The organism is Pseudomonas sp. MUP55 (genome assembly GCF_034043515.1).
GTDB lineage: Bacteria > Pseudomonadota > Gammaproteobacteria > Pseudomonadales > Pseudomonadaceae > Aquipseudomonas.
Window position 1 is genome coordinate 5,251,936 of record NZ_CP138214.1, and the last position, 23,724, is coordinate 5,275,659.

Sequence of the window (23,724 nt, forward strand, 5' to 3'; positions counted from 1 at the left end):
TAACCGATTAAAACCCAGAGGGCCGAGGTTGCCATTGCGGCGTGCCCAGAGGGTTGTCCAGCTCCATCTGCATCAACTGGCCAATGGTCTGCCCGACCTTTTGCACGGCCATCTCGACCTTGCGCGTGGGCGGGTTGGCGAAGTTCAGCCGGACGCAATTGCGGTATTTTCCCGCCGCCGAAAAGATATTGCCGTTGGCCACTTGAACGTCCTGGGCTTCCAGCAGGCGGTTGAGGGCATAGGTATCGAATTCACCGGGCAACTCGACCCACAGGGTAAAGCCACCCTGGGGCTGGCTGACGCGGGTACCCGACGGGAAGTAACGGTTGACCCATTCACTCATCAGATCGCCGTTGCGCTTGTATTGCTTGCGCATGCGGCGCAAGTGCAGCAGGTAGTTGCCCTTGGCGATAAACTCGGCCACCGCCAATTGCGGCTGGGTGACGGTGGCGCCAGAACCAATGAATTTCATGTGCAGCACCTGGGGCAGATAGCGCCCCGGGGCGATCCAGCCGACGCGAAGGCCAGGGGCAACCGTCTTGGAAAACGAACTGCACAACATCACCCGGTTGTCCTCATCAAAGGACTTGAGCGAGCGTGGCCGAGGGTAGCGATGGGACAGGTCACCGTAGATATCGTCTTCAATGATGGGCACGTCGAAGCGCTGTGCCATGCGAATCAGCTTGAGCTTGCGCTCGTCGGGCATGATGTAGCCCATGGGGTTGTTGCAGTTGGCGGTGAGTTGGATCACCTTGATCGGCCACTGCTCCAGCGCCATTTCCAGGGCTTCCAGGTTGATGCCGGTCACCGGGTCGCTGGGAATTTCCAGCGCCTTGAGGTCGGCCGCCTTGAGGATCTGCATCATCCCGTAGTAGCTCGGCGAGGCGATCGCCACGATGTCGCCGGGCGAGCACACGGCGCGGATCGCAATGGACAGGGCTTCCTGACAGCCGCTGGTGACAATCAGGTCGGCCGGTGTCACGCGAACGCCCGAGTCGATGGACAGCCGGGCGATCTGTTCACGCAGCGCCAATACACCCTGGATGTGGCTGTATTGCAGGCTGAAACTGTCACTGCGTCGACTGATACGGGCCATCGCGGTCAGCAATGGCTTGAGGGTCGGTACGCTGATGTCCGGCATACCGCACCCCAGCTGGACGATATCGGCGCCTTGATCAAGTCGCATCAGCTCCTGGACCATGTCCCACTGGGAAATGTCCACCGGCCGCAGAATGGGCCGGCCCATCTGGGGCAGCGGCGCCACGCGGCGGTCCGACGGCACGAAATAGCCCGACTTGGGGCGCGATACCGCCAGCCCCGAACATTCCAATACACGGTAGGCCTGTTGCACGGTGGTCAGGCTGACGCCGTGCTCATGGCTAAGGGTGCGCACAGACGGCAAGCGCTCGCCAGGCCCGTATAGCCCCTGCTCGATGCGGCTGCTGATGAATTCGGCGAGGTTCAGATAAAGAGTCATGCCTCTGACTGTAGCCGCTGATCTGTGGCTTAAGAAGTTACAGATTGGCCTTTTTTTGAAAAATTTTCAGCGCAAAAACCCGATCTGTATTTAAAAGATCGAGTTCCGCTGTATCTGCAATACACATCGTCGCCTTGGGATGATAGGCCCCATAACGGTGCGCAACACCTTGGACACCTTAGGCGCAAAATAGCAAAGCAGCACTGTACGCACCAAGTTTTCAGAAATGCCCTACAAAAACAGACACAGGGATCAAGCGCTATGACGGCAAGGACGACGCTCACACCGCAGATGGCCGAGTACGAACAGAAGTTTACCGATGCCGGCGACGTTCGATGGCTGCCCTATTTGATGTACTTCCACCCCACTGACCACGCCTCATCCGTGGTCAATACAGATGCATCCGGTTTTCGTTATTCCGAGTCATTGGGCACGCGCTATTCGGTGGTCGATGGCATCAAGGGTAATGGCCCGGTACGCCTCCTGGCGGGCAGCTCCACCGTGTTCGGCATTGGCGCCAGCGCCGACAGCCTGACCCTGGCTTCGCGCCTGACGCACAACGATCCTCGTGCCCAGCGCTGGGTCAATTTCGGCGGGCGCAGTTTCAACTCTACGCAAGAACTGGTGCTGTTCACCCTGAACCGGCACCACCTACCCAAGGTGGATGAAATCGTGCTGTTTTCCGGTTTCAACAACCTTGGCCTGGCGCGTCAGCCCCAAGCCTATCGGGGCGAGCACGGCGCTTTTTTCAACTGCCATCAGTTTTTCGATGCCTTGGGGCCGCAACAACCGGCCGCCAGCAACTGGAGCCTGTCGAATCTGTTCGGCAAGCCTCAGGAGACCGAGCAACCGGCGCCGCCGTCGATGCAGGAACAGATTGACTACGCCGCCAAGCTGACCTTGCAGCACCTGGATATCTGGCGTGCCCTGGCCACGGACATGGGCGCAAAGCTGACGTTCATCCTGCAGCCCCTGGCAGGCTGGGTCCGCGAGACCGGCAGCAGCGAGGAAGAGCAACTGTTTGCCGAACTGGACCAGTTGGGCAATTTCACCGAGGTGTATGGCGACATCCTGCAAACCTCGGTGCGCGAAACCTACGCCCAGCGCCTGCGCGAAGGCGCCCGGGCCATGGGGGTGGGGTTCGTCGACATCACGCCATTGCTGGCCGAGGCGTTGGGCCCGCAGGACTGGCAGTTCGTTGACCGCATCCACTTCACCGACGCCGGCAACGATCTGGTTTCAAAACTTATTCTCGATGTCACCCGCTAAAAGGACTTGCACATGAAATCCATCAAGAAGTTTTTCCAGCGCCTGTTTGGAAAAAAGAAGAAAAAGCCTGACTCCTCCATTTATCCGATGTTCTGACGCGGCACTGGAAGGTAATGGCTATGGATGGCTCGGTTCCTACGCGTATTCCCTCGGGCGACAGGTGGCGCGAACTCTATCGTTTGGCGCTTGATCCTGAATGTTTCCTGGATGCGCAGTACCTCGACAACTTGCTGGCTGACGACGGCGAGCCGGAGCAGTTGCCACTGTTGTCCAATCGGATTGACGCATGGCAGTTGGAACAGGCGTCTGCGTATGCCGGGGCCGCCGCCGCGGCTGTCGAACAGCGTAACGTGCAGGCTTTTGCTCAGGCGTTGGCTGTCTATTCGGCGCCGATGGCCTCGGTGCTGGGTTGCTGGCTGCAAGGCATGAGTGCGCCCGGCGTGTTTGAAGACCCGGCGCAGTTGCGCTTGATGCAACTGTTTGCCCATGACGTTGGCGTCGGCTACCCGAACGCCTCCCGCGCCCATCACTTCAACGCGCTGTTGGGCCAATTACAGCTGACGGCCTATGCCTTGGCTCCGGCGCAGCTGGCGACCTTGCCGGACCTGGATGACGAGGCGTTCGAACTGCCCGCGCTGTTGCTGGCCTTGAGCCGGCGCAGCGATGCGTTTGGCGATGAACTCTGCGGTGTCGATTGGGCCCTGCGCGCCGTCGGGTTATGCCCGGGCTGGGCCGCCATGGGCCAGCTTGAAGGGCTGTCACTGGAGCTGGGCCGGCTGGATCTGAGCGCTTCCTTTCCAGGCGTTGAGCCGGCTTCGTTGCGCCATATCAGCCAATGGGTCGCGCACCGCATCATCGAGCAGGGCGAGGATCGCCAGGCCCGACTGCTGCGTGGCGCCCATTGGCTGTTCGGCGCGCTGCAACGCTGGAATGCCCGACTGTATAACGCCTCCCTGACTGCCACCTCGCCCCAGCAGGCCATCGCGCAGTTGATGCAGCGCCTGGCCCGGGTGGGCGCGGTGTATCACCAGAATTACCTGATCGAAGGCCGCAGCCTGGCGCTGTGGCTTGAAGAGGCGCAGCAAGACCCATTGCCTCTGCTGGATGTGCTGTCGCGCAGCCGCCTGATCGTGCCCGGCAATTCGAAAAAAAGCCTGCTGGTCACCAGCCTGGTGGCACCGACCGGGCGCATGTTCCGCATCTTCAGCGAGGCGGACTTGAGCGTGATTGGCCAGTGGATCGACTGGTTGCCTCAGGCCGCCGCCACCCGGCAATTGCCGCGCCAGCCAGTCGACAGGTCGGCCAAGACGCCGCGCCCGATCACAGCCAGCCCAGCCGACACCGGGCACTGGCCCAAGAGCCTGCGCGAGGCCTACTTTGTGTTGCAGGGCCGTGCGCTGCAGCCGGCGACCCTGAAGTTCGCACACGCCTATGTGAGCCGTTGGCTGGAGCGTTCACGCACATCATTGAAAACGTCCGAGCGCCAGTTGCCCGAACAGTGGGGACCTCATGTGCTGCGCGGCTGGTTGTTGGACAAGCACGACCAGAACGGCCAGCAGTTCGATGACAGCGACCCGGCGCAAATACCCAGCCGGGAAGAAATCATCGAGTCGACCTTGCAACTGGCGCCCCTGACGCTGATCGACGGCGCCTGGCTGCAAGGTTTTACCGACGTTGGGCTGGCGTCTTCCCACGTGGGCTACACCCTGTTCCAGACCTACTGGGACGAGTTGGGCAACGGTATCGAGGCGCTCAATCATCCGAAGATCTACCGCGACGGCCTGCGCGAAATGGGTTTCGAACTGGCGCCCACCGGCAGCCGCGACTTCGCCGAAGACCCGCGCCTGTATGAGGAGTCGTTCCGCCTGCCCGTGTACTGGCTGTGCCTGGGCAAGCTGCCGATGACGTTCATGCCTGAAGTCCTCGGCATGAACCTGGCAATGGAGCTGTCAGGCGTGGGCGGCAGCTACCGCTCGGCGCGGCGCTTTTTACGGCACTACGGATTCAGCACGGCGTTCGTCGATCTGCACAACACCATCGATAACGTCTCGACCGGGCACTCGGCCTGGGCTGCCGATGCGATTGATGCCTACATGCGCGCGTTGACCAGTGCCGAGCAGGTCGCCGCGCAATGGCAGCGTGTGCGAGTGGGTTATGAGTCCCTGGCGCCGACGCCGGGCAAGTGGAGTTCGGTGTTGCGTCGATTGAGCCTCTCATCGACCTCCAGCGTGCTCCCGCGTCCAGTACGTACCGCCGCTTCAAAAGGCTATCTGCATCACTTGCCGATTACTCGGCAAGTGATGCTGGAAACCAGCGAACACTAACGCCACGAGGAGCAATTATGTCTTTGGTAGAAGTGCATAACGAATGGGACCCCCTCGAGGAAATGATCGTGGGCATCGCCCATGGTGCGCGCGTGCCACGAGCGGACAAAGGCCTGTTCGCCCTCGACTACAGCGAGCGTCGACAGGGCACGCTGGAAGATTACCGTTGAACAGGGCGTGATCATGCAGGCACTGGATTACTACTCGATTGCGCTGTTCGTTATCGCCACATGCGTCACGCCAGGGCCGAACAACGTGATGCTGATGTCGTCCGGCGCCAATTTCGGCATCGGTCGAACGCTGCGCCATGTGGCCGGTATCAACATCGGTTTTCCGCTGATGCTGGTGGCCGTCGGGCTGGGGGCCGGTGCGGTGTTCCGGCAATACCCACGCCTGCATGATGGCTTGCAGGTGGTCGGCGCGCTGTACCTGTTATTCCTGGCGTACCAGATTGCCAGTGCCCCCACCACCGACCTGGGTGACAAATCAGGCAAGCCGTTGGGGTTCACGGCGGCAGCGCTGTTCCAGTGGGTCAACCCCAAAGCCTGGGTGATGGCGGTGGGCGCGGTGCTGGCTTACACCTCGCCCCTGGGTTCGTACACGGTGCAGGTATTTCTGATCGCCCTGCTGTTTTTCGTGTTCGGCTCACCGTGCTCCATGGTCTGGGTGTTTTTCGGGCAGTACCTGCGGCGCTTCCTGACCCATCCGCAACGGTTGAAGGCCTTCAATATCACCATGAGCCTGGTGCTCGTGGTCTCTTTGATTCCGGTTTTACGAAGCCTGCCATTCGCGCAATGGTGGTCTTGAAACGCAGAGAAAGGTTGCCCGCACGTCAGCAGTTCGATTGACGAGGACAACTCCATGGATTGGCAGAATGTGATGAGGATGCACAGTTAAATGGCTAATTATGTTTTAGGGATTTCTGCCTTTTACCACGACAGTGCTGCTGCTCTGGTCAAGGACGGCGTGCCCGTCGCTGCCGCCCAGGAAGAGCGCTTTACCCGCGTGCGCCACGACCCGGCATTCCCGGCCCAGGCGATTGCCTATTGCCTGGACGCCGAGGGCATCACCCTGGCTGACCTGGCGGCGGTGGTTTACTACGAAGACCCCCAGGAAAAATTCTCCCGGGTGATTTCGTCATTTGCCAGCGGCGGCATCGGCGGTGCGCGTACGTTCATCAATGCGATGCCCGAATGGATTCGCTGGAAGTGGAACGTGCTCAAGTTCGTCGACGAGCAACTGGAGACGCTGGGCCGAGGCAAGGCGCCGCGAACCCAGGCTTCCCAGCATCACCGTTCCCACGCGGCGGCGGCGTTTTACCCCTCGCCGTTCAAGAACGCCGCCGTGTTGTGCATCGACGGCATCGGCGAATGGCACTCGACCACTATCTGGCACGGCCAGGGCTCGAACCTTGAACTGAAAAACTCGATTTCCTATCCCCATTCCGTGGGCTTGCTGTATTCGGCCATGACCTACTATTGCGGGTTCAAGGTCGACTCCGGGGAATACAAGCTGATGGGCCTGGCGCCGTACGGCCAGCCGGTCTACGCCGACAAGATTCGCGACGAGCTGATCAATATCCGTGAAGACGGCTCGTTCACCCTGAACATGAAGTACTTCGAGTACCTGCGCGGTGAGCGCATGGTCGGCGAGGCATTCGAAGCGCTGTTCGGCGGGCCGATCCGTCAGCCCGAAAGCCCGATCTCGCAGCGCGAGTGCGACTTGGCCGCCTCGATTCAAAAGGTCACCGAGGAAGTGGTGCTGGGCCTGGCCACCGCCGCGATCAAGCAGACCGGCGAGCGCAACCTGTGCCTGGCCGGCGGCGTGGCCTTGAACTGCGTGGCCAACGGCGTGCTCAGCCGCTCGGGGCGTTTCGATTCGATCTGGATCCAGCCGGCGGCCGGCGATGCCGGTTGTGCCCTGGGCGCGGCGCTGGATTTTGCGGTGCGGCATAACGGCCGTCCGCATCTGGATGGCAACAAGTCCGATGCGATGAGCGGCAGCTTGCTGGGGCCGGGCTTTGGCGACGAAGAAATCGCCCAGTTTCTGCTGGAAAACCAATACCCCTTCACCCGCTATGACGACGCGGGGCTGTATGACCAGGTTGCCAGCCGCCTGGCCGAGGGCGCGGTGGTGGGATGGTTCCAGGGGCGCATGGAGTTCGGCCCACGGGCCTTGGGCGCGCGTTCGATTCTGGGCGATGCGCGCAATCCCGAGATGCAGCGCACCATGAACCTGAAGATCAAATACCGCGAGTCGTTCCGCCCGTTTGCCCCGGCCGTGCTGGCCGAGGACGCCGGCAACTACTTCGATATCTGCGAAAAAAGCCCTTACATGCTGATGGTCGCGCCGGTCACCGACTCGATCAAATCCCAGCAGTCGCGCCAAGAGGGCGGCCCGGAGCGAGGCTTGGGCAGCATCAACAATATTCGCTCGCAACTGCCGGCAGTGACCCACGTCGATTTGTCCGCACGGGTGCAAACCGTCACCGAGGAAAACAACGCACCGTTCACCTACCTGCTGCGCAGTTTCAAGGAGCGCACGGGATGCTCGGTGCTGGTCAACACCTCGTTCAACGTGCGCGGCGAACCCATCGTGTGCAAACCCGAGGAAGCGTACGCCTGCTTCATGCGCACCGAAATGGACGTGCTGGTCCTGGGCCGTTACGTGCTGGAGCGCCCCGGCCAACCGACCTTCGTCGAAGCTGTCGACTGGCGCAGCGAAATCCCGCTGGATTGATCCTTACCCTTCACTCATTGGAGCTTTTACCGTGCTCAGATTGCTTGCATTGCTGATGTTTATCGTCGTGCTGTTGCCCATCGGGCTGACGCGTTCGGTGTTTCATTCGTCCCGGTTCGGGCGGCGTTTTCACCAGGCGCCGACGGCCTGGGACCACTGCGTGAGCAAATCGTAACGCCACCGCCCAAGGAACCGCGCCCATGTCAAAAGTGATCTATAAAAACCTCAACACCTCACCGATCCTGGCGGTCGGCGGGGCCGGGGTGTGGCTTGAGGATGCAACGGGTAAACGCTACCTCGACACCTGCGGCGGCGTCGCAGTGTCGAGCCTGGGCCACGGCCATCCGCGCATCGCAGCGGCATTCGAGCGCGAAGCGAAGAAACTCGCCTGGGCCCATGCGGGCAGTTTCACCACCGCCGCCGCCGAGGAACTGGCCGAGCGCCTGGTGGCCGCCAGTGGGGGCCTTGCGCGTGCGCAGTTTTTATCCGGCGGCTCGGAGGTGATGGAGCTGGCGATGAAGATCGCCTACCAGTACCAATGCGAGCGCGGCTTGCCCGACAAGTCGGTGTTCATTTCCCGCAGGCAAAGCTATCACGGCAGCACCTTGGGCACTCTGAGTATCTCCGGCAACCCACAGCGCCAGTCGGTGTTTGGCCGACTGTTTGCGCCCGCCGAGTTCGTCTCGCCCTGCTACGCCTACCGTGATCAACGCCCCGACGAAAGCGAAGAGCAGTACGCCACGCGCCTGGCCGATGAGCTGGACGCCAAGATCCGTAGCCTGGGCAGTGAAAACGTCGCGGCGTTCTTTGCCGAGACCGTTGTGGGTTCCACCAACGGCGCGGTGCCTGCAGTGCCCGGTTATTTTCGCAAGATCAAGGCAGTGTGCGAGCGTCACGATGTGCTGCTGATCCTTGATGAGGTGATGGCCGGCATGGGGCGTACCGGGCAACTGTTCGCCTATGCCGACGACGGCATCGTGCCGGACATGGTTGCGGTCGGCAAAGGCCTGGCGGCGGGCTACATGCCCATCTCGGCGCTGTTGATCAGTGACCGCGTGCATTCGGTGATGGCCGGTGGCTCGGGTGTGCTGGGCAACGGCCAGACCCATGTCAATCATCCGCTGGCCTGCGCCATTGCACTGCAAGTGCAGCAAGTGATCGTGGAAGAAGACCTGCTCGCCCAGGTTCGTCAACGCGGTGAGCAACTGCGCGCCTGGCTCAGGGAAAGCCTGGCTGACCTGGATATTGTCGGCGATGTGCGTGGGCGCGGACTGTTCGTGGGCGTCGAATTTGTCGAAAGCCGTGCCACCAGGGCGCCGTTCAAAGGCGGCGGTGCGTATGCCGCTGCCCTCAAGCAAGAGGCGCTGCAGCGAGGCCTGCTGATCTATCCCGGCAGTGGCACGGTGCAGGGCACGCAAGGCAATCATGTGCTGTTTGCACCGCCATTCATTACCAGCGAAGCAGAGCTTGGGCAAATGGTCGAGCGCTTCAATGCGGTGGTCAGGGCTGTCGCGTACTAGCGCCCGAACGGGTTTACCGGGGACGGTCGTTGTCACCCACATTACTTGGAAATGGAGAAGTGAAGATGCAGACAATCGAGCCATGCAAGGATAAGGTCCTGCTGTCGGTGTGCACAATGGACTGGTGTGATCACGGTGTGGAATTCGCCAAGACCGTATTCTCCAACCTTGAGGTGTTCTGCTGGGACCCGGGCGATCCGTATCCCTACCACCTGGATAATTGGGAAGGTGACTGGATTATTTCCTACCGGGGCGATTTCATCTTCCCGCAGAGCATCTACAAAAATGCCCGCAAAGGTGCGATCAACCTGCACCCGGCGCCCCCCAAGTATCGAGGCCTGGGCAGCCAGCATTACGCGATCTACTACAACGATGAAACCTACGGCTCGACCTGTCATCACCTGGCCCCTTCGGTGGACAGCGGACAGATCATCGATGTGGCGCGCTTCAACGTCGCACCCGCCGAGACGGCCTCATCGCTGCGCCTGCATGTGGGCGCCTATTGCCTGCAGCAGTTCATCCACCTGCTCACCGATTACATCCTGGCCGGGCGCCCACTGCCGACTTCGCCGGAGAACTGGGGCGAGCGGCTGTACAAGCAATCGGAACTCAAGCCCTGGATGGAAAAGATCCGCGCTCAGGAGCCGGATCATCGTTGCTTCAAATAGTTTTTTCTGGAACGTCACTTCAAGCCGCTGATGGCTTGAAGTGCTCACTGCGCGCTGGCGCCACGGGTATGAGTGCACCTATGTTTGAGTTTTCAAGTTTTGCCGCGGCCCTTGGGGTCTACGTGATCGGCACCGCCAGCCCGGGCCCGGGCAACCTGGCCATCGCCAATACTTCCCTGAACTACGGGCGCACACCCGGCCTGGCGTTGGCGGCGGGGGTTATTTCCGGGTCGTTGTGCTGGGGCGCGATGACCGCTGCCGGCGTGTCGGCGCTGCTGATGTCCAACACCCAGATCATTGTGTGGTTAAAGGTGTTCGGCGCCTGTTATCTGTTCTTCCTGGCCTGGAAGTCCGTGCGCAGCGCGCTGGCGCATAACGCCACGACCGTAGCCAAGGCGCGAGCAAAGCAGACGCGTAACCTGGGCTTTTACTTGCAGGGGCTGGGCATCCACCTGACCAACCCCAAGGCGGCCTTGACCTGGTTCACCGTGACCACCGTGGGCTTGAGCGTCAACGCGCCGGCCTGGGCCAGTTTCGTGCTGGTGGCCGCCTGTGCGTTATTGGGTTTCCTGATTTTCTGCACCTACGCGCTGGCGTTCTCCGCCCATTCGGCGGAACCGTTTTTTGCCCGGACCCGCAAGTCCTTCGGGCTGATTTGCGCAGCGTTCTACGCGATGGTCGCCATCGGCTTTCTCAGCTCGTTGCTCTGACTCCAACTCCAAGTGGCCAGAGTCATCAGTACCCGCACTACGGGGGTGGCAGGTGACGCGCAAAGGCCCGTTTCCAGGAAATACCCATGTCCTTGTCGTTTGATCTGATGCTGGCGTTTGCTTTGTTTGCGTTTGTCACCTCCGTCACCCCGGGCCCCAATAACGCCATGCTGCTGGCCTCGGGCGTCAACTTCGGCTTCCAGCGCACCATCCCGCATATCCTGGGCATCAGTTCCGGGTTCCTGGTGCTGGTATTGGCGGTAGGGCTGGGGCTTGGTGCTGTTTTTACCGCCTATCCCGTGCTTTACACCCTCCTGCGCTACGCGGGCGCGGCGTACTTGCTGTACCTGGCCTGGAACATCGCCCGCTCAGGCCCGGCGTCCGAAGACACCGAAGGCAAAGGCAAGCCGCTGGGGTTCTGGGGCGCGGCGGCGTTTCAGTGGGTCAATCCCAAGGCGTGGGTGATGGCGATTGGTGCGATCAGCACCTATACACCTTTGCAGGACTACACCACCAACGTGGTGATCATCGCCACTGTGTTCGCATTGATCAATGCGCCGAGCGTAGGGGTATGGGCAGGGTTTGGCAGTGTGTTGCGCAACGTATTGCGCGACAGACGCTGGTTGCGCGTATTCAACTTCGGCATGGCGGCGCTGCTGGTGATTTCGCTGTACCCGCTGCTGCAGCATACAAACTGAGCCCCGGCGCGTAGGTCTGACGCCATAAAAATCAGGCTTATAAAAAAAGCGAAGCCAACTTAATGGCTTCGCTTTTTTATGGGTGACGGTTCTGAAAAGCTGGGATCAGAACGGAATATCGTCATCAAAGCTGTCGAAATCCGGAGCCGGCTGTGGAGCGGCCTGTTGTGGCGCTGGACGCGACTCACGCTGAGGCTGCTGGCTTGGCTGTGGACGCGATTGCTGTGGGCGCGGTGCCGAGTTGGACATGCCGCCCTGGCCCTGCTGGTCGCCCTGTGGACGGCCACCCAGCAGCTGCATGGTGCCTTGCATGTCGACGACGATTTCGGTGGTGTAACGCTTGATGCCGTCTTTTTCCCACTCGCGGGTTTGCAGTTTGCCTTCGATGTACACCTGCGAACCTTTGCGCAGGTACTCGCCGGCGATCTCAGCCACTTTGCCGAACATCGACACGCGGTGCCATTCGGTTTTCTCGACCTTCTGGCCAGTCTGCTTGTCGGTCCACTGTTCGCTGGTCGCCAGACTCAGGTTGGTCACGGCGTTACCGTTGGGCAAGTAGCGAACTTCGGGATCCTGGCCGCATGTACCGACCAATATGACTTTGTTAACCCCACGGGCCATAACGTTCTCCTAGGCTGGGCGCGCTGTCGGCACTGGGTTGACCAGTTGCTCGAGCGTCGCGCGATCCAATAATTCGGTGTCCAATTTGATGTAGATCGCAGCTTCTTCCGCGACCACTACTGCGTCCGTTACTCCAGCGACGGCCTTGAGGCGCTCGACCAGGCCAGCCTCGCGCATCGCTTCAGGCGATAACGGCAGGCGCAGGCTCGTCACATACGGAGGTTCGCGCATGGTAACAGCAAAGACCAGCCAAAGTGCAGCCAGCCCGGCGCATCCGAGGAAGACAACCGACAAACCGCCATGCTGGAACATCCAGCCGCCCATGATCCCGCCCAGTGCCGAACCGAGGAACTGGCTGGTGGAATAAACGCCCATCGCCGTGCCCTTGCCGCCCGCGGGTGAAACCTTGCTGATCAGCGAAGGCAATGACGCCTCCAGCAGGTTGAACGCGGTGAAGAACACCACCGTACCGATCACCAGCGCCCGCAGGCTGTCGCCGAACTCCCAGAAGAATAGTTCAGTGAGCATCAATGTCGTGACGGCGCCGAGTAAAACTCGTTTCATTTTGCGTTTCTTCTCGCCGTAGATGATGAACGGGATCATGGCGAAGAACGAAATCAGCAGCGCGGTAAGGTAGACCCACCAGTGCTGCTCCTTGGGTAACCCGGCTTTTTCCACCAGGGCCAGGGGCAAGGCGACGAAGCTGCACATCAGCATTGCGTGCAACACGAAGATACCTAAATCCAGGCGCAGCAGGTCTGGGTGCTTGAGCGTCGGCAACAGCGCCTGGCGCGCGACGCCGGATTCACGGTGCTGCAGCGTGCCGGTAGAGCGCGGCACCATAAAGGCCACGATCACGATGCCGAACAACGCCATGCCGCCGGTGGCAAGGAACAAACCGTGCAGGCCGAAGGCGCGCGTCAGCAGCGGGCCGACCACCATGGCCACGGCAAACGACAGACCGATGGTCATGCCGATCATGGCCATGGCCTTGGTACGGTGTTGTTCGCGGGTGAGGTCCGACAGCAGCGCCATCACCGCTGCGGAAATCGCCCCGGCGCCTTGCAGGATGCGTCCGGCGATCACGCCCCAGATCGAATCGGACTGCGCCGCCAGCACACTGCCGAGGGCGAACACGATCAGCCCCAGGTAGATCACCGGGCGACGGCCAATGCGGTCGGAAATGATGCCGAACGGAATCTGGAAGATCGCCTGGGTCAGGCCATAGGCGCCAATCGCCAGGCCAATCAATGCGGGGGTCGCGCCTGCGAGATCCATTCCATAGGTCGCCAGCACCGGCAACACCATAAACATGCCCAGCATACGGAAGGCGAACACCAGGGCCAGACCGCTTGCCGCTCGGGTCTCGCCGCTACTCATGCGTTCGCTGTGGGGATCGTGCATGGAAAAACCTCGTGTGAACCGGCGGCGATTCTACCAGTCCCATCGATTGAGAGGGTATATGCGGCGCTTTGCCGCGCAGCTTTCATGTGAGGCTGCAAGCGGCCTTTTGACAGTGTATATTCATCCAGTCTTTAGCCGTATACTCCGGCATTATTTACGCCCGCCGTGCGAGGCCATCTTGGACAAGATCCTGATTCGTGGGGCTAGAACCCACAACCTGAAGAATATCGACCTGACCCTGCCCCGGGACAAACTGATCGTCATCACCGGCCTGTCCGGCTCGGGCAAATCGTCCCTGGCGTTCGACACGCTGTATGCCGAAGGCCAGCGGCGCTATGTGGAATCGCTGTCGGCGTATGCCCGGCAGTTCCTGTCAATGATGGAAAAGCCCGACGTCGACACCATCGAAGGTTTGTCGCCGGCCATTTCCATCGAGCAGAAGTCGACGTCCCACAACCCGCGTTCCACCGTGGGCACCATTACCGAAATCTACGACTACCTGCGCCTGCTGTATGCACGGGTGGGTATCCCCCGCTGCCCGGACCACGACATTCCGCTGGAAGCCCAGACCGTCAGCCAGATGGTCGACCTGGTCCTGGCCCAACCGGAAGGCGCCAAGCTGATGCTGCTGGCGCCTGTCATCCGCGAGCGCAAGGGTGAGCACCTGTCGGTCTTCGAAGAGCTGCGGGCGCAAGGTTTCGTGCGTGCGCGCATCAACGGCAAGCTTTATGAACTGGATGAAGCGCCGAAGCTCGACAAACAGAAGAAGCATTCCATCGACGTGGTGGTTGACCGCTTCAAGGTGCGGGCCGATCTGCAGCAGCGCCTGGCGGAATCCTTCGAGACCGCGTTGAAGCTGGCAGACGGTATTGCCCTGGTAGCGCCGATGGACGATGAGCCGGGCGAAGAGATCATCTTCTCCGCGCGCTTTGCCTGCCCGATCTGCGGCCACGCCATCAGCGAGCTGGAACCCAAGCTGTTTTCATTCAACAACCCGGCCGGCGCCTGCCCGACCTGCGATGGCCTGGGCGTTAAACAGTTCTTTGACATCAAGCGCCTGGTCAACGGCGACCTGACCTTGGCCGAGGGTGCGATACGCGGCTGGGACAGGCGCAACGTCTACTACTTCCAGATGCTGGGCTCGTTGGCGTCACACTATAAGTTCAGCCTGGAGGTGCCGTTCAATCAACTGCCGGCAGACCAGCAGAAGGTCATCCTCAACGGCAGTGGTTCGCAGAACGTCGACTTCAAATATTTGAACGACCGGGGCGATATCGTTAAACGCTCCCACCCGTTCGAAGGCATCGTGCCAAACCTTGAGCGTCGTTATCGCGAGACCGAGTCGGCGAGCGTACGCGAAGAACTGGCGAAGTTCCTCAGTACCCAGCCTTGCCCGGATTGCCGCGGCACCCGCCTGCGTCGCGAAGCGCGGCATGTGTGGGTCGGCGAGAAGACATTGCCGGCGGTGACCAACCTGCCAATCGGCGATGCCTGTGAGTACTTTGGCGTGCTCAAGCTGACCGGCCGGCGTGGGGAAATTGCCGACAAGATCCTCAAGGAAATTCGCGAGCGTCTGCAGTTTCTGGTCAACGTGGGCCTGGACTACCTGTCGCTGGATCGCAGTGCCGACACCTTGTCGGGTGGCGAGGCCCAGCGGATTCGCCTGGCCAGCCAGATCGGCGCGGGTCTGGTGGGCGTGTTGTACATCCTCGATGAGCCGTCGATCGGCTTGCACCAACGTGACAACGATCGTCTGCTGGGTACATTGAAACACCTGCGGGATATCGGCAACACGGTGATTGTGGTCGAGCACGACGAGGACGCTATACGACTGGCGGATTACGTCGTTGATATCGGCCCGGGGGCCGGGGTACACGGTGGGCATATCGTCGCCGAAGGTACGCCTGCCGAAGTGATGGCTCACCCGGACTCCCTGACCGGTAAATACCTGTCCGGCCGCGTAAAGATCGAAGTGCCGGCCAAACGCACTCCGCGCAACAAGAAGATGGCTTTGCACCTCAAGGGTGCCCGTGGCAACAACTTGCGCAATGTGGACCTGGAGATTCCTCTTGGCCTGCTGACCTGTGTGACCGGCGTTTCCGGCTCGGGCAAGTCGACGCTGATCAACAACACGCTGTTCCCGCTAAGTGCCACCGCCCTGAACGGCGCCACCACGCTGGAAGCGGCGGCCCACGACAGCATCAAGGGCCTGGAACACCTGGACAAGGTGGTCGATATCGACCAGAGCCCGATTGGCCGCACGCCGCGGTCCAACCCGGCGACCTATACCGGGCTGTTCACGCCCATTCGTGAGCTGTTCGCTGGGGTTCCGGAATCCCGCTCACGGGGTTACGGGCCAGGCCGGTTCTCTTTCAACGTCAAGGGTGGTCGCTGCGAAGCATGCCAGGGCGATGGCTTGATCAAGGTGGAGATGCACTTCCTGCCGGATATCTATGTGCCGTGCGATGTGTGCAAGAGCAAACGCTACAACCGCGAAACCCTGGAAATCAAATACAAGGGTAAGAGCATCCACGAAACCCTTGAGATGACCATCGAGGAAGCTCGGGTGTTCTTTGACGCGGTTCCAGCTTTGGCGCGCAAGCTGCAGACGCTGATGGACGTGGGTTTGTCTTACATCAAGCTGGGGCAGTCTGCGACCACGCTGTCGGGTGGTGAGGCGCAGCGGGTGAAGCTGTCGCGCGAGCTGTCCAAGCGCGATACAGGCAAGACCCTGTATATCCTTGATGAGCCGACCACAGGCCTGCACTTCGCGGACATCCAGCAACTGCTGGACGTGCTGCACCGCTTGCGCGATCACGGCAATACCGTGGTGGTGATCGAGCACAACCTGGACGTGATCAAGACCGCCGACTGGCTGGTGGACCTTGGGCCGGAAGGCGGCTCCAAGGGCGGCCAGATCATTGCGGTCGGTACGCCGGAGCAGGTCTCGCAAATGCCGCAGTCCCATACAGGCTACTATCTGAAGCCGCTGCTGGAGCGCGACCGGGCCTGATTTATCGGGCCAATAAAAAGCCCCTGTCACCTCATCGGTGGCAGGGGCTTTTTTGTAGCCAGGATCAGAACTGCGATTGCAGGTAATTTTCCAGGCCAATCAGCTTGATCAGGCCCAACTGCTTTTCCAGCCAGTAGGTGTGATCTTCTTCGGTGTCATTCAACTGCACCCGCAGGATCTCACGGGTAACGTAGTCGTTGTGCTGCTCGCAGAGCTCGATGCCTTTGCAGAGCGCGGCCCGAACCTTGTATTCCAGGCGAAGGTCAGCAGCGAGCATTTCCGGCACCGTGGTACCCACGTCCAGATCATCGGGGCGCATGCGCGGCGTGCCTTCGAGCATGAGGATACGGCGCATCAACGCATCAGCGTGCTGTGCCTCTTCTTCCATCTCGTGGTTGATACGTTCGTAGAGCTCGGTAAAGCCCCAGTCTTCGTACATGCGCGAATGAATGAAATATTGGTCACGAGCTGCCAGTTCGCCCGTCAGCAACGTGTTGAGGTAATCGATTACGTCGGGGTGACCTTGCATCGCCCTACATCTCCCTGCTTGAAAGTCTGTAGTTTGAACCATCACGACTTCAAGGTCACGGGATCAACGGCAGAAAAACGCAGATTTCCGGAGAAAAGCAGCTGAAATAACGCAAAAACCGCCCAAATGAGGGCGGTTCTGCTTATCGTTTAGAGTCAGTTAAGCGATACACCCAATGCCTTTGCGATTGCTTCTCCATAAGCGGGATCCGCCTTGTAGAAATGCTGCAACTGGCGCTGGACCACATCACTGGAAACACCGCCCATGGCACCGGCAATGTTGCTGGTAAGCAGCGCTTTCTGCTCGTCATTCATCAAGCGGAACAGCGCACCGGCGTGGCTGTAGTAGTCGGTGTCTTCGCGATGATCGTAACGATCTGCCGCGCCGCTCAAGGCCAATGCAGGCTCCGCATACTGTGGCGCCTGTTTTGGCGCATCGGCGTAGCTGTTCGGCTCGTAGTTTGGCGCTGCGCCACCGTTGCTGCCGAATGCCATGGAACCGTCACGCTGGTAGCTGTTGACTGGGCTACGTGGGGCGTTCACTGGCAATTGCTGGTGATTGGTGCCAACACGGTAGCGGTGAGCATCTGCGTAGGCGAAGACACGGCCCTGCAGCATACGGTCTGGCGACAGACCTACACCTGGGACCATGTTGCTTGGGCCGAACGCGGCCTGTTCCACTTCAGCGAAATAGTTCTGAGGGTTGCGGTTGAGCTCCAGTTCACCCACTTCGATCAGGGGGAACTCCTTCTGCGACCAGGTCTTGGTTACGTCAAACGGGTTCTCGTAATGGGCGTTCGCCTGGGCCTCGGTCATGATTTGGATGCAAACGCGCCACTTCGGGAAATCACCACGCTCGATTGCACCGAACAAGTCACGCTGGGCATAGTCCGGGTCGGTACCCGCCAGGCGTGCAGCTTCAGCCGGTGCCAGGTTCTTGATGCCTTGCTTGGTCTTGTAGTGCCACTTCACCCAGTGGCGCTCACCTTTGGCGTTGATCAGGCTGTAGGTGTGACTGCCGAAGCCGTGCATGTGGCGGTAGCCGTCCGGGATGCCACGGTCCGAAAACAGGATGGTGACCTGGTGCAGCGCCTCTGGGGAGTGTGACCAGAAGTCCCACATCATCTGCGCACTTTTCAGGTTGCTTTGCGGCAAACGTTTTTGGGTGTGGATGAAGTCCGGAAACTTCAGCGGGTCGCGGATGAAGAACACAGGCGTGTTGTTGCCGACGATGTCCCAGTTGCCTTCCTCGGTGTAGAACTTAAGGGCGAAACCGCGTGGGTCGCGCTCAGTATCAGCCGAACCGCGCTCGCCGCCTACGGTGGAGAACCGCAGGAAAGTCGGCGTTTGCTTACCCACGGACTCGAACAGCTTGGCGCTTGTGTATTGAGTGATGTCTTGGGTAACGGTGAACGTACCGTAAGCGCCCGAACCTTTGGCGTGTACGCGACGCTCCGGAATATTTTCGCGGTTGAAGTGAGCAAGCTTCTCGATCAGGTGAAAGTCATCGAGCAACAGCGGGCCACGAGGGCCGGCGGAACGGGAATTCTGATTATCCGCAACGGGAGCACCGCTGGCGGTGGTAAGGATTTTATTCTGGCTCATGCGCAATCTTCCTCAGGTCAGACTTGGAACTGCCGGCTAATCGGCTTGGAGGAAGTATTGACTAACAACATGACACTCACAAATTTATTAAATTGTGATCTTCAATAGAAAATTACTACCAAGCAAGCCACCTCCCTATGGTGCTTACTGCTTCTTAGGGAAACTAATACATAGCACGCTTTTGTTACGCGCACAAAAAACCGGGCACTAGGCCCGGTTCTTCGTTACAGACTGTCGTCTTACTCGGCGCTTACAGCTTCGCCGGCAGTAGCACGATCAACCAACTCGACGTACGCCATAGGAGCGTTGTCGCCAGCGCGGAAGCCGCACTTGAGGATGCGCAGGTAGCCACCCTCACGGGTAGCGTAACGCTTACCCAGGTCGTTGAAGAGCTTACCAACGATAGCTTTCGAACGAGTACGGTCGAAAGCCAGACGGCGGTTAGCCAGGCTGTCTGTCTTAGCCAAAGTGATCAGCGGCTCAGCAACGCGACGCAGTTCTTTAGCTTTCGGCAGTGTAGTTTTGATCAGCTCGTGCTCGAACAGCGACACCGCCATGTTTTGGAACATGGCCTTGCGGTGCGAGCTGGTACGGCTCAGGTGACGACCACTTTTACGATGACGCATGGTTCATTCCTTACCAAACTCACGTTCGGTGATTACGACGATCAGGCAGTCGCCTTGTCGTCCTTCTTAAGACTTGCAGGCGGCCAGTTGTCGAGGCGCATGCCGAGGGACAGACCGCGGGAGGCCAGAACGTCCTTGATTTCAGTCAAGGATTTCTTGCCCAGGTTCGGAGTCTTCAACAGTTCTACTTCGGTACGCTGAATCAGGTCGCCGATGTAGTAAATGTTTTCCGCCTTAAGGCAGTTAGCCGAACGTACAGTCAGTTCCAGATCGTCAACCGGGCGAAGCAGGATCGGATCGATCTCGTCTTCCTGCTCGATTACCACTGGTTCGCTGTCACCTTTGAGGTCGACGAACGCAGCCAACTGCTGTTGCAGAATGGTTGCAGCGCGGCGGATAGCCTCTTCAGGATCCAGGGTACCGTTGGTTTCCAGATCAATAACCAGCTTATCCAGGTTAGTACGCTGCTCGACACGGGCGTTTTCCACCACGTATGCGATACGGCGAACCGGGCTGAACGAAGAGTCAAGCTGCAAGCGACCAATGCTGCGGCTTTCGTCTTCATCGCTCTGACGCGAGTCGGCCGGTTCATAACCACGACCACGAGCTACGGTGAGCTTCATGTTCAGGGCGCCGTTAGACGCCAGGTTAGCGATTACGTGATCGGGGTTAACGATCTCGACATCATGATCCAGCTGAATATCGGCAGCGGTAACCACCCCCGAACCCTTCTTCGACAAGGTCAGCGTAACTTCGTCACGGCCGTGCAGCTTGATAGCCAGACCTTTAAGGTTCAACAGGATTTCAATTACGTCTTCCTGTACACCTTCGATGGCGCTGTACTCGTGGAGCACACCGTCAATCTCGGCCTCGACTACTGCACAGCCGGGCATTGAGGACAACAGGATGCGGCGCAGCGCGTTGCCCAGGGTGTGGCCAAAACCACGCTCGAGAGGCTCGAGAGTAATTTTGGCGCGGGTTGGACTGACAACCTGCACATCAATGTGGCGGGGTGTCAGGAACTCATTTACCGAAATCTGCATGGATGCACCTATTTTCTAGCCCTTACTTGGAGTAGAGCTCGACAATCAGGCTTTCGTTGATGTCGGCGGACAGATCACTGCGAGCAGGAACGTTCTTGAAAACGCCCGACTTCTTCTCAGTGTCTACTTCTACCCATTCTACGCGGCCACGTTGGGCACACAGATCGAGAGCTTGGACAATGCGAAGTTGGTTTTTTGCTTTCTCGCGAACTGCGACCACGTCACCAGCACGAACCTGGTAGGACGGAACGTTTACGGTCTGACCGTTAACGCTGATCGACTTGTGCGATACCAGCTGACGGGATTCGGCACGAGTCGAACCAAAGCCCATACGGTATACAACGTTGTCCAGACGGCATTCGAGCAGTTGCAGCAGGTTTTCACCGGTTGCACCTTTCTTGCCAGCAGCTTCTTTGTAGTAGCCGCTGAACTGACGCTCGAGAACGCCGTAGATACGACGGACCTTCTGCTTTTCACGCAGTTGGGTGCCGTAGTCGGACTGGCGACCGCGGCGTTGGCCGTGGATACCAGGTGCTGCTTCAATGTTGCACTTCGATTCGATCGCGCGCACGCCGCTCTTCAAGAAGAGATCGGTGCCTTCGCGACGAGCGAGTTTGCATTTTGGACCAATGTAACGAGCCATTCTTTACAATCTCCTGGATTACACGCGGCGCTTCTTCGGCGGACGGCACCCGTTGTGCGGGATTGGCGTCACGTCGGTGATGCTGGCGATCTTATAGCCACAGCCGTTCAAAGCACGGACAGCAGACTCACGACCTGGACCTGGACCTTTGACGTTAACGTCGAGGTTTTTCAGGCCGTATTCCAGCGCAGCTTGACCAGCACGCTCAGCAGCTACTTGAGCAGCGAACGGGGTGGACTTGCGGGAACCGCGGAAACCCGAACCACCGGAGGTAGCCCAAGAAAGCGCGTTACCTTGACGGTCGGTGATGGTCACGATTGTGTTGTTAAAAGATGCATGGATGTGGGCGATGCCATCAACCACTGTCTTTTTAACTTTTTTACGAGGACGAGCAGCAGGTTTTGCCATGATAATTTTCCTGTCGATTCGCGTGGGCGATTACTTGCGGATCGGCTTACGCGGACCTTTACGGGTACGCGCGTTAGTCTTGGTACGCTGACCGCGCACTGGAAGACCACGACGATGACGCAGACCACGGTAGCAACCGAGGTCCATCAAACGCTTGATTTTCATGTTGATTTCGCGACGCAGGTCACCTTCAGTGGTGAACTTCGCCACTTCGCCACGCAACAGCTCAATCTGCTCGTCGCTCAGATCTTTGATCTTTGCGGCTGGGTTTACCCCAGTATCTGCGCAAATTTTCTGCGCAGTAGTGCGACCAACACCATAGATGTAGGTCAGCGAGATAACAGTGTGCTTGTTATCTGGAATGTTAACGCCTGCAATACGGGCCATTCAGTGGGACTCCAATTGACAGCTACCTACGCCCCGTAAGCCAAGAAATAGGGCGCGAGATAATATCGCTGTAATAACAAATAATCAACCCGGCAGCGCACTAGCTGCCGGGCTTCAAGCGGATCACACTCAGCCTTGGCGCTGTTTGTGACGCGGTTCCGCGCTGCAAATTACTCGAACAACACCTTCGCGGCGAATAATCTTGCAGTTGCGGCACAGCTTTTTCACCGATGCACGAACTTTCATCACCAACTCCTCGAACCTTATGGGGTACTCAGCGCAACATGCCGCTGCCGTAACCCTTCAGGTTGGCTTTCTTCATCAGGGATTCGTACTGGTGCGAAACGAGGTGCGATTGTACTTGGGACATGAAGTCCATCACAACCACGACCACGATCAGCAACGAGGTCCCGCCAAGGTAGAACGGAACGTTTGCTGCAACCACCAGGAATTGGGGAAGCAGGCACACGGCCGTCATATATAGAGCACCGAACAGGGTCAAACGAGTCAGAACGCCATCAATGTAGCGCGCAGACTGCTCACCTGGACGAATACCCGGAATAAAGGCACCGGACTTCTTCAGGTTTTCCGCTACGTCTTTCGGATTGAACATCAACGCCGTATAGAAGAAGCAGAAGAAAATAATCCCTGCACTAAACAGCAGAATATTCAACGGCTGACCAGGAGCGATCGACTGAGAGAGGTCCTGCAGCCAGCCCATATTTTCAGACTGACCAAACCAGGTACCCAACGAAGCCGGAAACAGCAAGATGCTGCTCGCGAAAATTGCCGGAATAACACCGGCCATATTCACCTTCAGCGGCAAGTGGCTGGTCTGCGCAGCAAAAACCTTACGGCCCTGCTGACGCTTGGCGTAGTGAACAGCAATACGACGCTGACCACGCTCAATGAACACCACAAAACCGATAATCGCTACTGCCAGCAAACCGATGGCAACCAGGGCAAAAATGTTGATATCACCCTGACGTGCAGACTCGAAAGACTGCCCGATTGCTCTCGGAAGACCGGCGACGATACCTGCGAAAATCAACATCGAGATACCGTTACCAACACCACGCTCAGTAATCTGCTCACCCAGCCACATCATGAACATCGCACCAGCCACAAACGTGGATACCGCGACGAAATGGAAGCCAAAGTCACCAGTGAACGCAACGCCCTGCCCGGCCAGACCAACGGACATGCCGATAGCTTGAACCAGGGCGAGGACGACAGTGCCGTAGCGGGTGTACTGGCTAATCTTGCGACGGCCAGCTTCACCTTCCTTCTTCAACTGCTCCAGCTGCGGGCTGACGGCGGTCATCAGTTGCATGATGATCGATGCCGAAATGTACGGCATGATCCCCAGCGCAAAGATGCTCATCCGCTCCAGCGCACCGCCGGAAAACATGTTGAACAAGCTAAGAATGGTCCCCTCATTCTGTCGAAACAGGTCTGCGAGTCGGTCCGGGTTGATACCTGGAACCGGGATGTGTGCGCCTATTCGGTAGACGATAATCGCCAGGAACAGAAAACGCAGACGAGCCCAAAGTTCAGACATACCGCCTTTGCCGAGCGCTGAGAGAGCACCTTGCTTAGCCATTTATTCCTCGAACTTGCCGCCAGCTGCTTCGATAGCCGAACGCGCACCTTTGGTGGCGCCGATTCCCTTGCCGATAGTGACAGCGCGAGTCACTTCACCGGACAGCATGATTTTCACACGCTGTACGTTGACGTTGATCACGTTGGCATCTTTCAGGGTCTGCACAGTAACGATGTCGCCTTCCACTTTAGCCAGCTCGGACAGACGCACTTCTGCGCGGTCCATGGCTTTCAGGGATACGAAACCGAACTTAGGCAGGCGACGATGCAGCGGCTGTTGACCGCCTTCAAAGCCTGGAGCGATGGTGCCACCGGAGCGGGAGGTTTGACCTTTGTGGCCACGGCCACCAGTCTTACCCAAACCGCTACCGATACCACGGCCCGGACGATGCTTTTCGCGACGGGAACCCGGCGCTGGACTCAGATCATTGAGTTTCAT

23 protein-coding genes and 1 pseudogene are annotated in these 23,724 nt (G+C 59.1%); 11 read left to right on the forward strand and 13 right to left on the reverse strand.

Annotated features, from left to right (window positions below; translation table 11 throughout):
* Nucleotides 1-7: 7 nt before the first annotated feature.
* Entirely contained in the window at nt 8-1,477 is a 1,470-nt protein-coding gene (locus SC318_RS23660) for an aminotransferase-like domain-containing protein (protein WP_320428675.1), read from the reverse strand.
* Between the two features lie 261 nt (nt 1,478-1,738).
* Between SC318_RS23660 and SC318_RS23665 the strand changes: the two genes are divergently transcribed.
* From SC318_RS23665 to SC318_RS23710, 10 genes and pseudogenes are all read left to right on the forward strand, one after another.
* A complete protein-coding gene (locus tag SC318_RS23665) occupies nt 1,739-2,746 on the forward strand; it encodes an SGNH/GDSL hydrolase family protein (RefSeq protein WP_320428676.1) in 1,008 nt (335 codons plus the stop codon).
* Nucleotides 2,747-2,865: 119 nt separating this feature from the next.
* On the forward strand, nt 2,866-5,070 hold the full coding sequence (locus tag SC318_RS23670; protein WP_320428677.1) for an iron-containing redox enzyme family protein: 2,205 nt from the start codon (nt 2,866-2,868) through the stop codon (nt 5,068-5,070).
* Nucleotides 5,071-5,087: 17 nt separating this feature from the next.
* Nucleotides 5,088-5,210 (forward strand): annotated as a pseudogene (locus SC318_RS23675) (inosamine-phosphate amidinotransferase 1); the annotation flags it as partial.
* A gap of 43 nt (nt 5,211-5,253) precedes the next feature.
* Nucleotides 5,254-5,877 carry a LysE family translocator gene (locus SC318_RS23680; protein ID WP_320428679.1) on the forward strand — a complete coding sequence of 208 codons (624 nt, stop codon included), beginning with the start codon at nt 5,254-5,256 and terminating at the stop codon, nt 5,875-5,877.
* Between the two features lie 90 nt (nt 5,878-5,967).
* Nucleotides 5,968-7,809, forward strand: coding sequence for a carbamoyltransferase family protein (locus tag SC318_RS23685; RefSeq protein WP_320428680.1), 1,842 nt, complete (start codon nt 5,968-5,970; stop codon nt 7,807-7,809).
* A 31-nt stretch (nt 7,810-7,840) separates the two neighbouring features.
* A complete protein-coding gene (locus SC318_RS23690) occupies nt 7,841-7,984 on the forward strand; it encodes a hypothetical protein (protein ID WP_306494818.1) in 144 nt (47 codons plus the stop codon).
* A gap of 25 nt (nt 7,985-8,009) precedes the next feature.
* Nucleotides 8,010-9,329, forward strand: coding sequence for an aspartate aminotransferase family protein (locus tag SC318_RS23695; protein WP_320428681.1), 1,320 nt, complete (start codon nt 8,010-8,012; stop codon nt 9,327-9,329).
* 65 nt (nt 9,330-9,394) lie between these two features.
* Entirely contained in the window at nt 9,395-9,997 is a 603-nt protein-coding gene (locus SC318_RS23700) for a formyltransferase family protein (RefSeq protein ID WP_320428682.1), read from the forward strand.
* An 80-nt stretch (nt 9,998-10,077) separates the two neighbouring features.
* Entirely contained in the window at nt 10,078-10,707 is a 630-nt protein-coding gene (locus SC318_RS23705) for a LysE family translocator (RefSeq protein WP_320428683.1), read from the forward strand.
* A gap of 86 nt (nt 10,708-10,793) precedes the next feature.
* Nucleotides 10,794-11,405: a LysE family translocator gene (locus tag SC318_RS23710; protein ID WP_306494821.1), complete on the forward strand. Its 612-nt coding sequence runs from the start codon at nt 10,794-10,796 to the stop codon at nt 11,403-11,405.
* 105 nt (nt 11,406-11,510) lie between these two features.
* Here SC318_RS23710 and SC318_RS23715 read toward each other — a convergent pair whose 3' ends face one another.
* A complete protein-coding gene (locus SC318_RS23715) occupies nt 11,511-12,026 on the reverse strand; it encodes a single-stranded DNA-binding protein (protein ID WP_003232445.1) in 516 nt (171 codons plus the stop codon).
* Nucleotides 12,027-12,035: 9 nt separating this feature from the next.
* Nucleotides 12,036-13,430, reverse strand: coding sequence for an MFS transporter (locus SC318_RS23720; RefSeq protein ID WP_306494822.1), 1,395 nt, complete (start codon nt 13,428-13,430; stop codon nt 12,036-12,038).
* A 178-nt stretch (nt 13,431-13,608) separates the two neighbouring features.
* Here SC318_RS23720 and uvrA point away from each other — a divergent pair, with 178 nt between their 5' ends.
* Nucleotides 13,609-16,443: an excinuclease ABC subunit UvrA gene (uvrA, locus tag SC318_RS23725; protein WP_320428684.1), complete on the forward strand. Its 2,835-nt coding sequence runs from the start codon at nt 13,609-13,611 to the stop codon at nt 16,441-16,443.
* Between the two features lie 64 nt (nt 16,444-16,507).
* Here uvrA and bfr read toward each other — a convergent pair whose 3' ends face one another.
* The 10 genes from bfr to rplO form a co-directional block, all read right to left on the reverse strand.
* On the reverse strand, nt 16,508-16,972 hold the full coding sequence (bfr, locus tag SC318_RS23730; protein ID WP_065930320.1) for a bacterioferritin: 465 nt from the start codon (nt 16,970-16,972) through the stop codon (nt 16,508-16,510).
* A gap of 155 nt (nt 16,973-17,127) precedes the next feature.
* On the reverse strand, nt 17,128-18,576 hold the full coding sequence (locus SC318_RS23735; protein WP_010206879.1) for a catalase: 1,449 nt from the start codon (nt 18,574-18,576) through the stop codon (nt 17,128-17,130).
* 239 nt (nt 18,577-18,815) lie between these two features.
* Nucleotides 18,816-19,202, reverse strand: coding sequence for a 50S ribosomal protein L17 (gene rplQ / locus SC318_RS23740; RefSeq protein ID WP_003176402.1), 387 nt, complete (start codon nt 19,200-19,202; stop codon nt 18,816-18,818).
* Between the two features lie 41 nt (nt 19,203-19,243).
* Nucleotides 19,244-20,245 (reverse strand): DNA-directed RNA polymerase subunit alpha, encoded by a 1,002-nt coding sequence (locus SC318_RS23745; protein ID WP_003176403.1) that lies wholly within the window; start codon nt 20,243-20,245, stop codon nt 19,244-19,246.
* A 22-nt stretch (nt 20,246-20,267) separates the two neighbouring features.
* Entirely contained in the window at nt 20,268-20,888 is a 621-nt protein-coding gene (gene rpsD / locus SC318_RS23750; RefSeq protein WP_003176404.1) for a 30S ribosomal protein S4, read from the reverse strand.
* An 18-nt stretch (nt 20,889-20,906) separates the two neighbouring features.
* The gene (rpsK, locus tag SC318_RS23755; protein ID WP_002555466.1) at nt 20,907-21,296 is read right to left on the reverse strand and encodes a 30S ribosomal protein S11; all 390 of its coding nucleotides are present in this window, start codon (nt 21,294-21,296) and stop codon (nt 20,907-20,909) included.
* A 30-nt stretch (nt 21,297-21,326) separates the two neighbouring features.
* A complete protein-coding gene (gene rpsM / locus SC318_RS23760) occupies nt 21,327-21,683 on the reverse strand; it encodes a 30S ribosomal protein S13 (RefSeq protein WP_003210063.1) in 357 nt (118 codons plus the stop codon).
* 129 nt (nt 21,684-21,812) lie between these two features.
* Entirely contained in the window at nt 21,813-21,929 is a 117-nt protein-coding gene (gene rpmJ / locus SC318_RS23765) for a 50S ribosomal protein L36 (RefSeq protein WP_002555468.1), read from the reverse strand.
* Between the two features lie 28 nt (nt 21,930-21,957).
* The gene (gene secY / locus SC318_RS23770; RefSeq protein WP_003194637.1) at nt 21,958-23,286 is read right to left on the reverse strand and encodes a preprotein translocase subunit SecY; all 1,329 of its coding nucleotides are present in this window, start codon (nt 23,284-23,286) and stop codon (nt 21,958-21,960) included.
* Nucleotides 23,287-23,724, reverse strand: coding sequence for a 50S ribosomal protein L15 (rplO, locus tag SC318_RS23775; protein ID WP_003176407.1), 438 nt, complete (start codon nt 23,722-23,724; stop codon nt 23,287-23,289). It abuts the gene before it with no gap.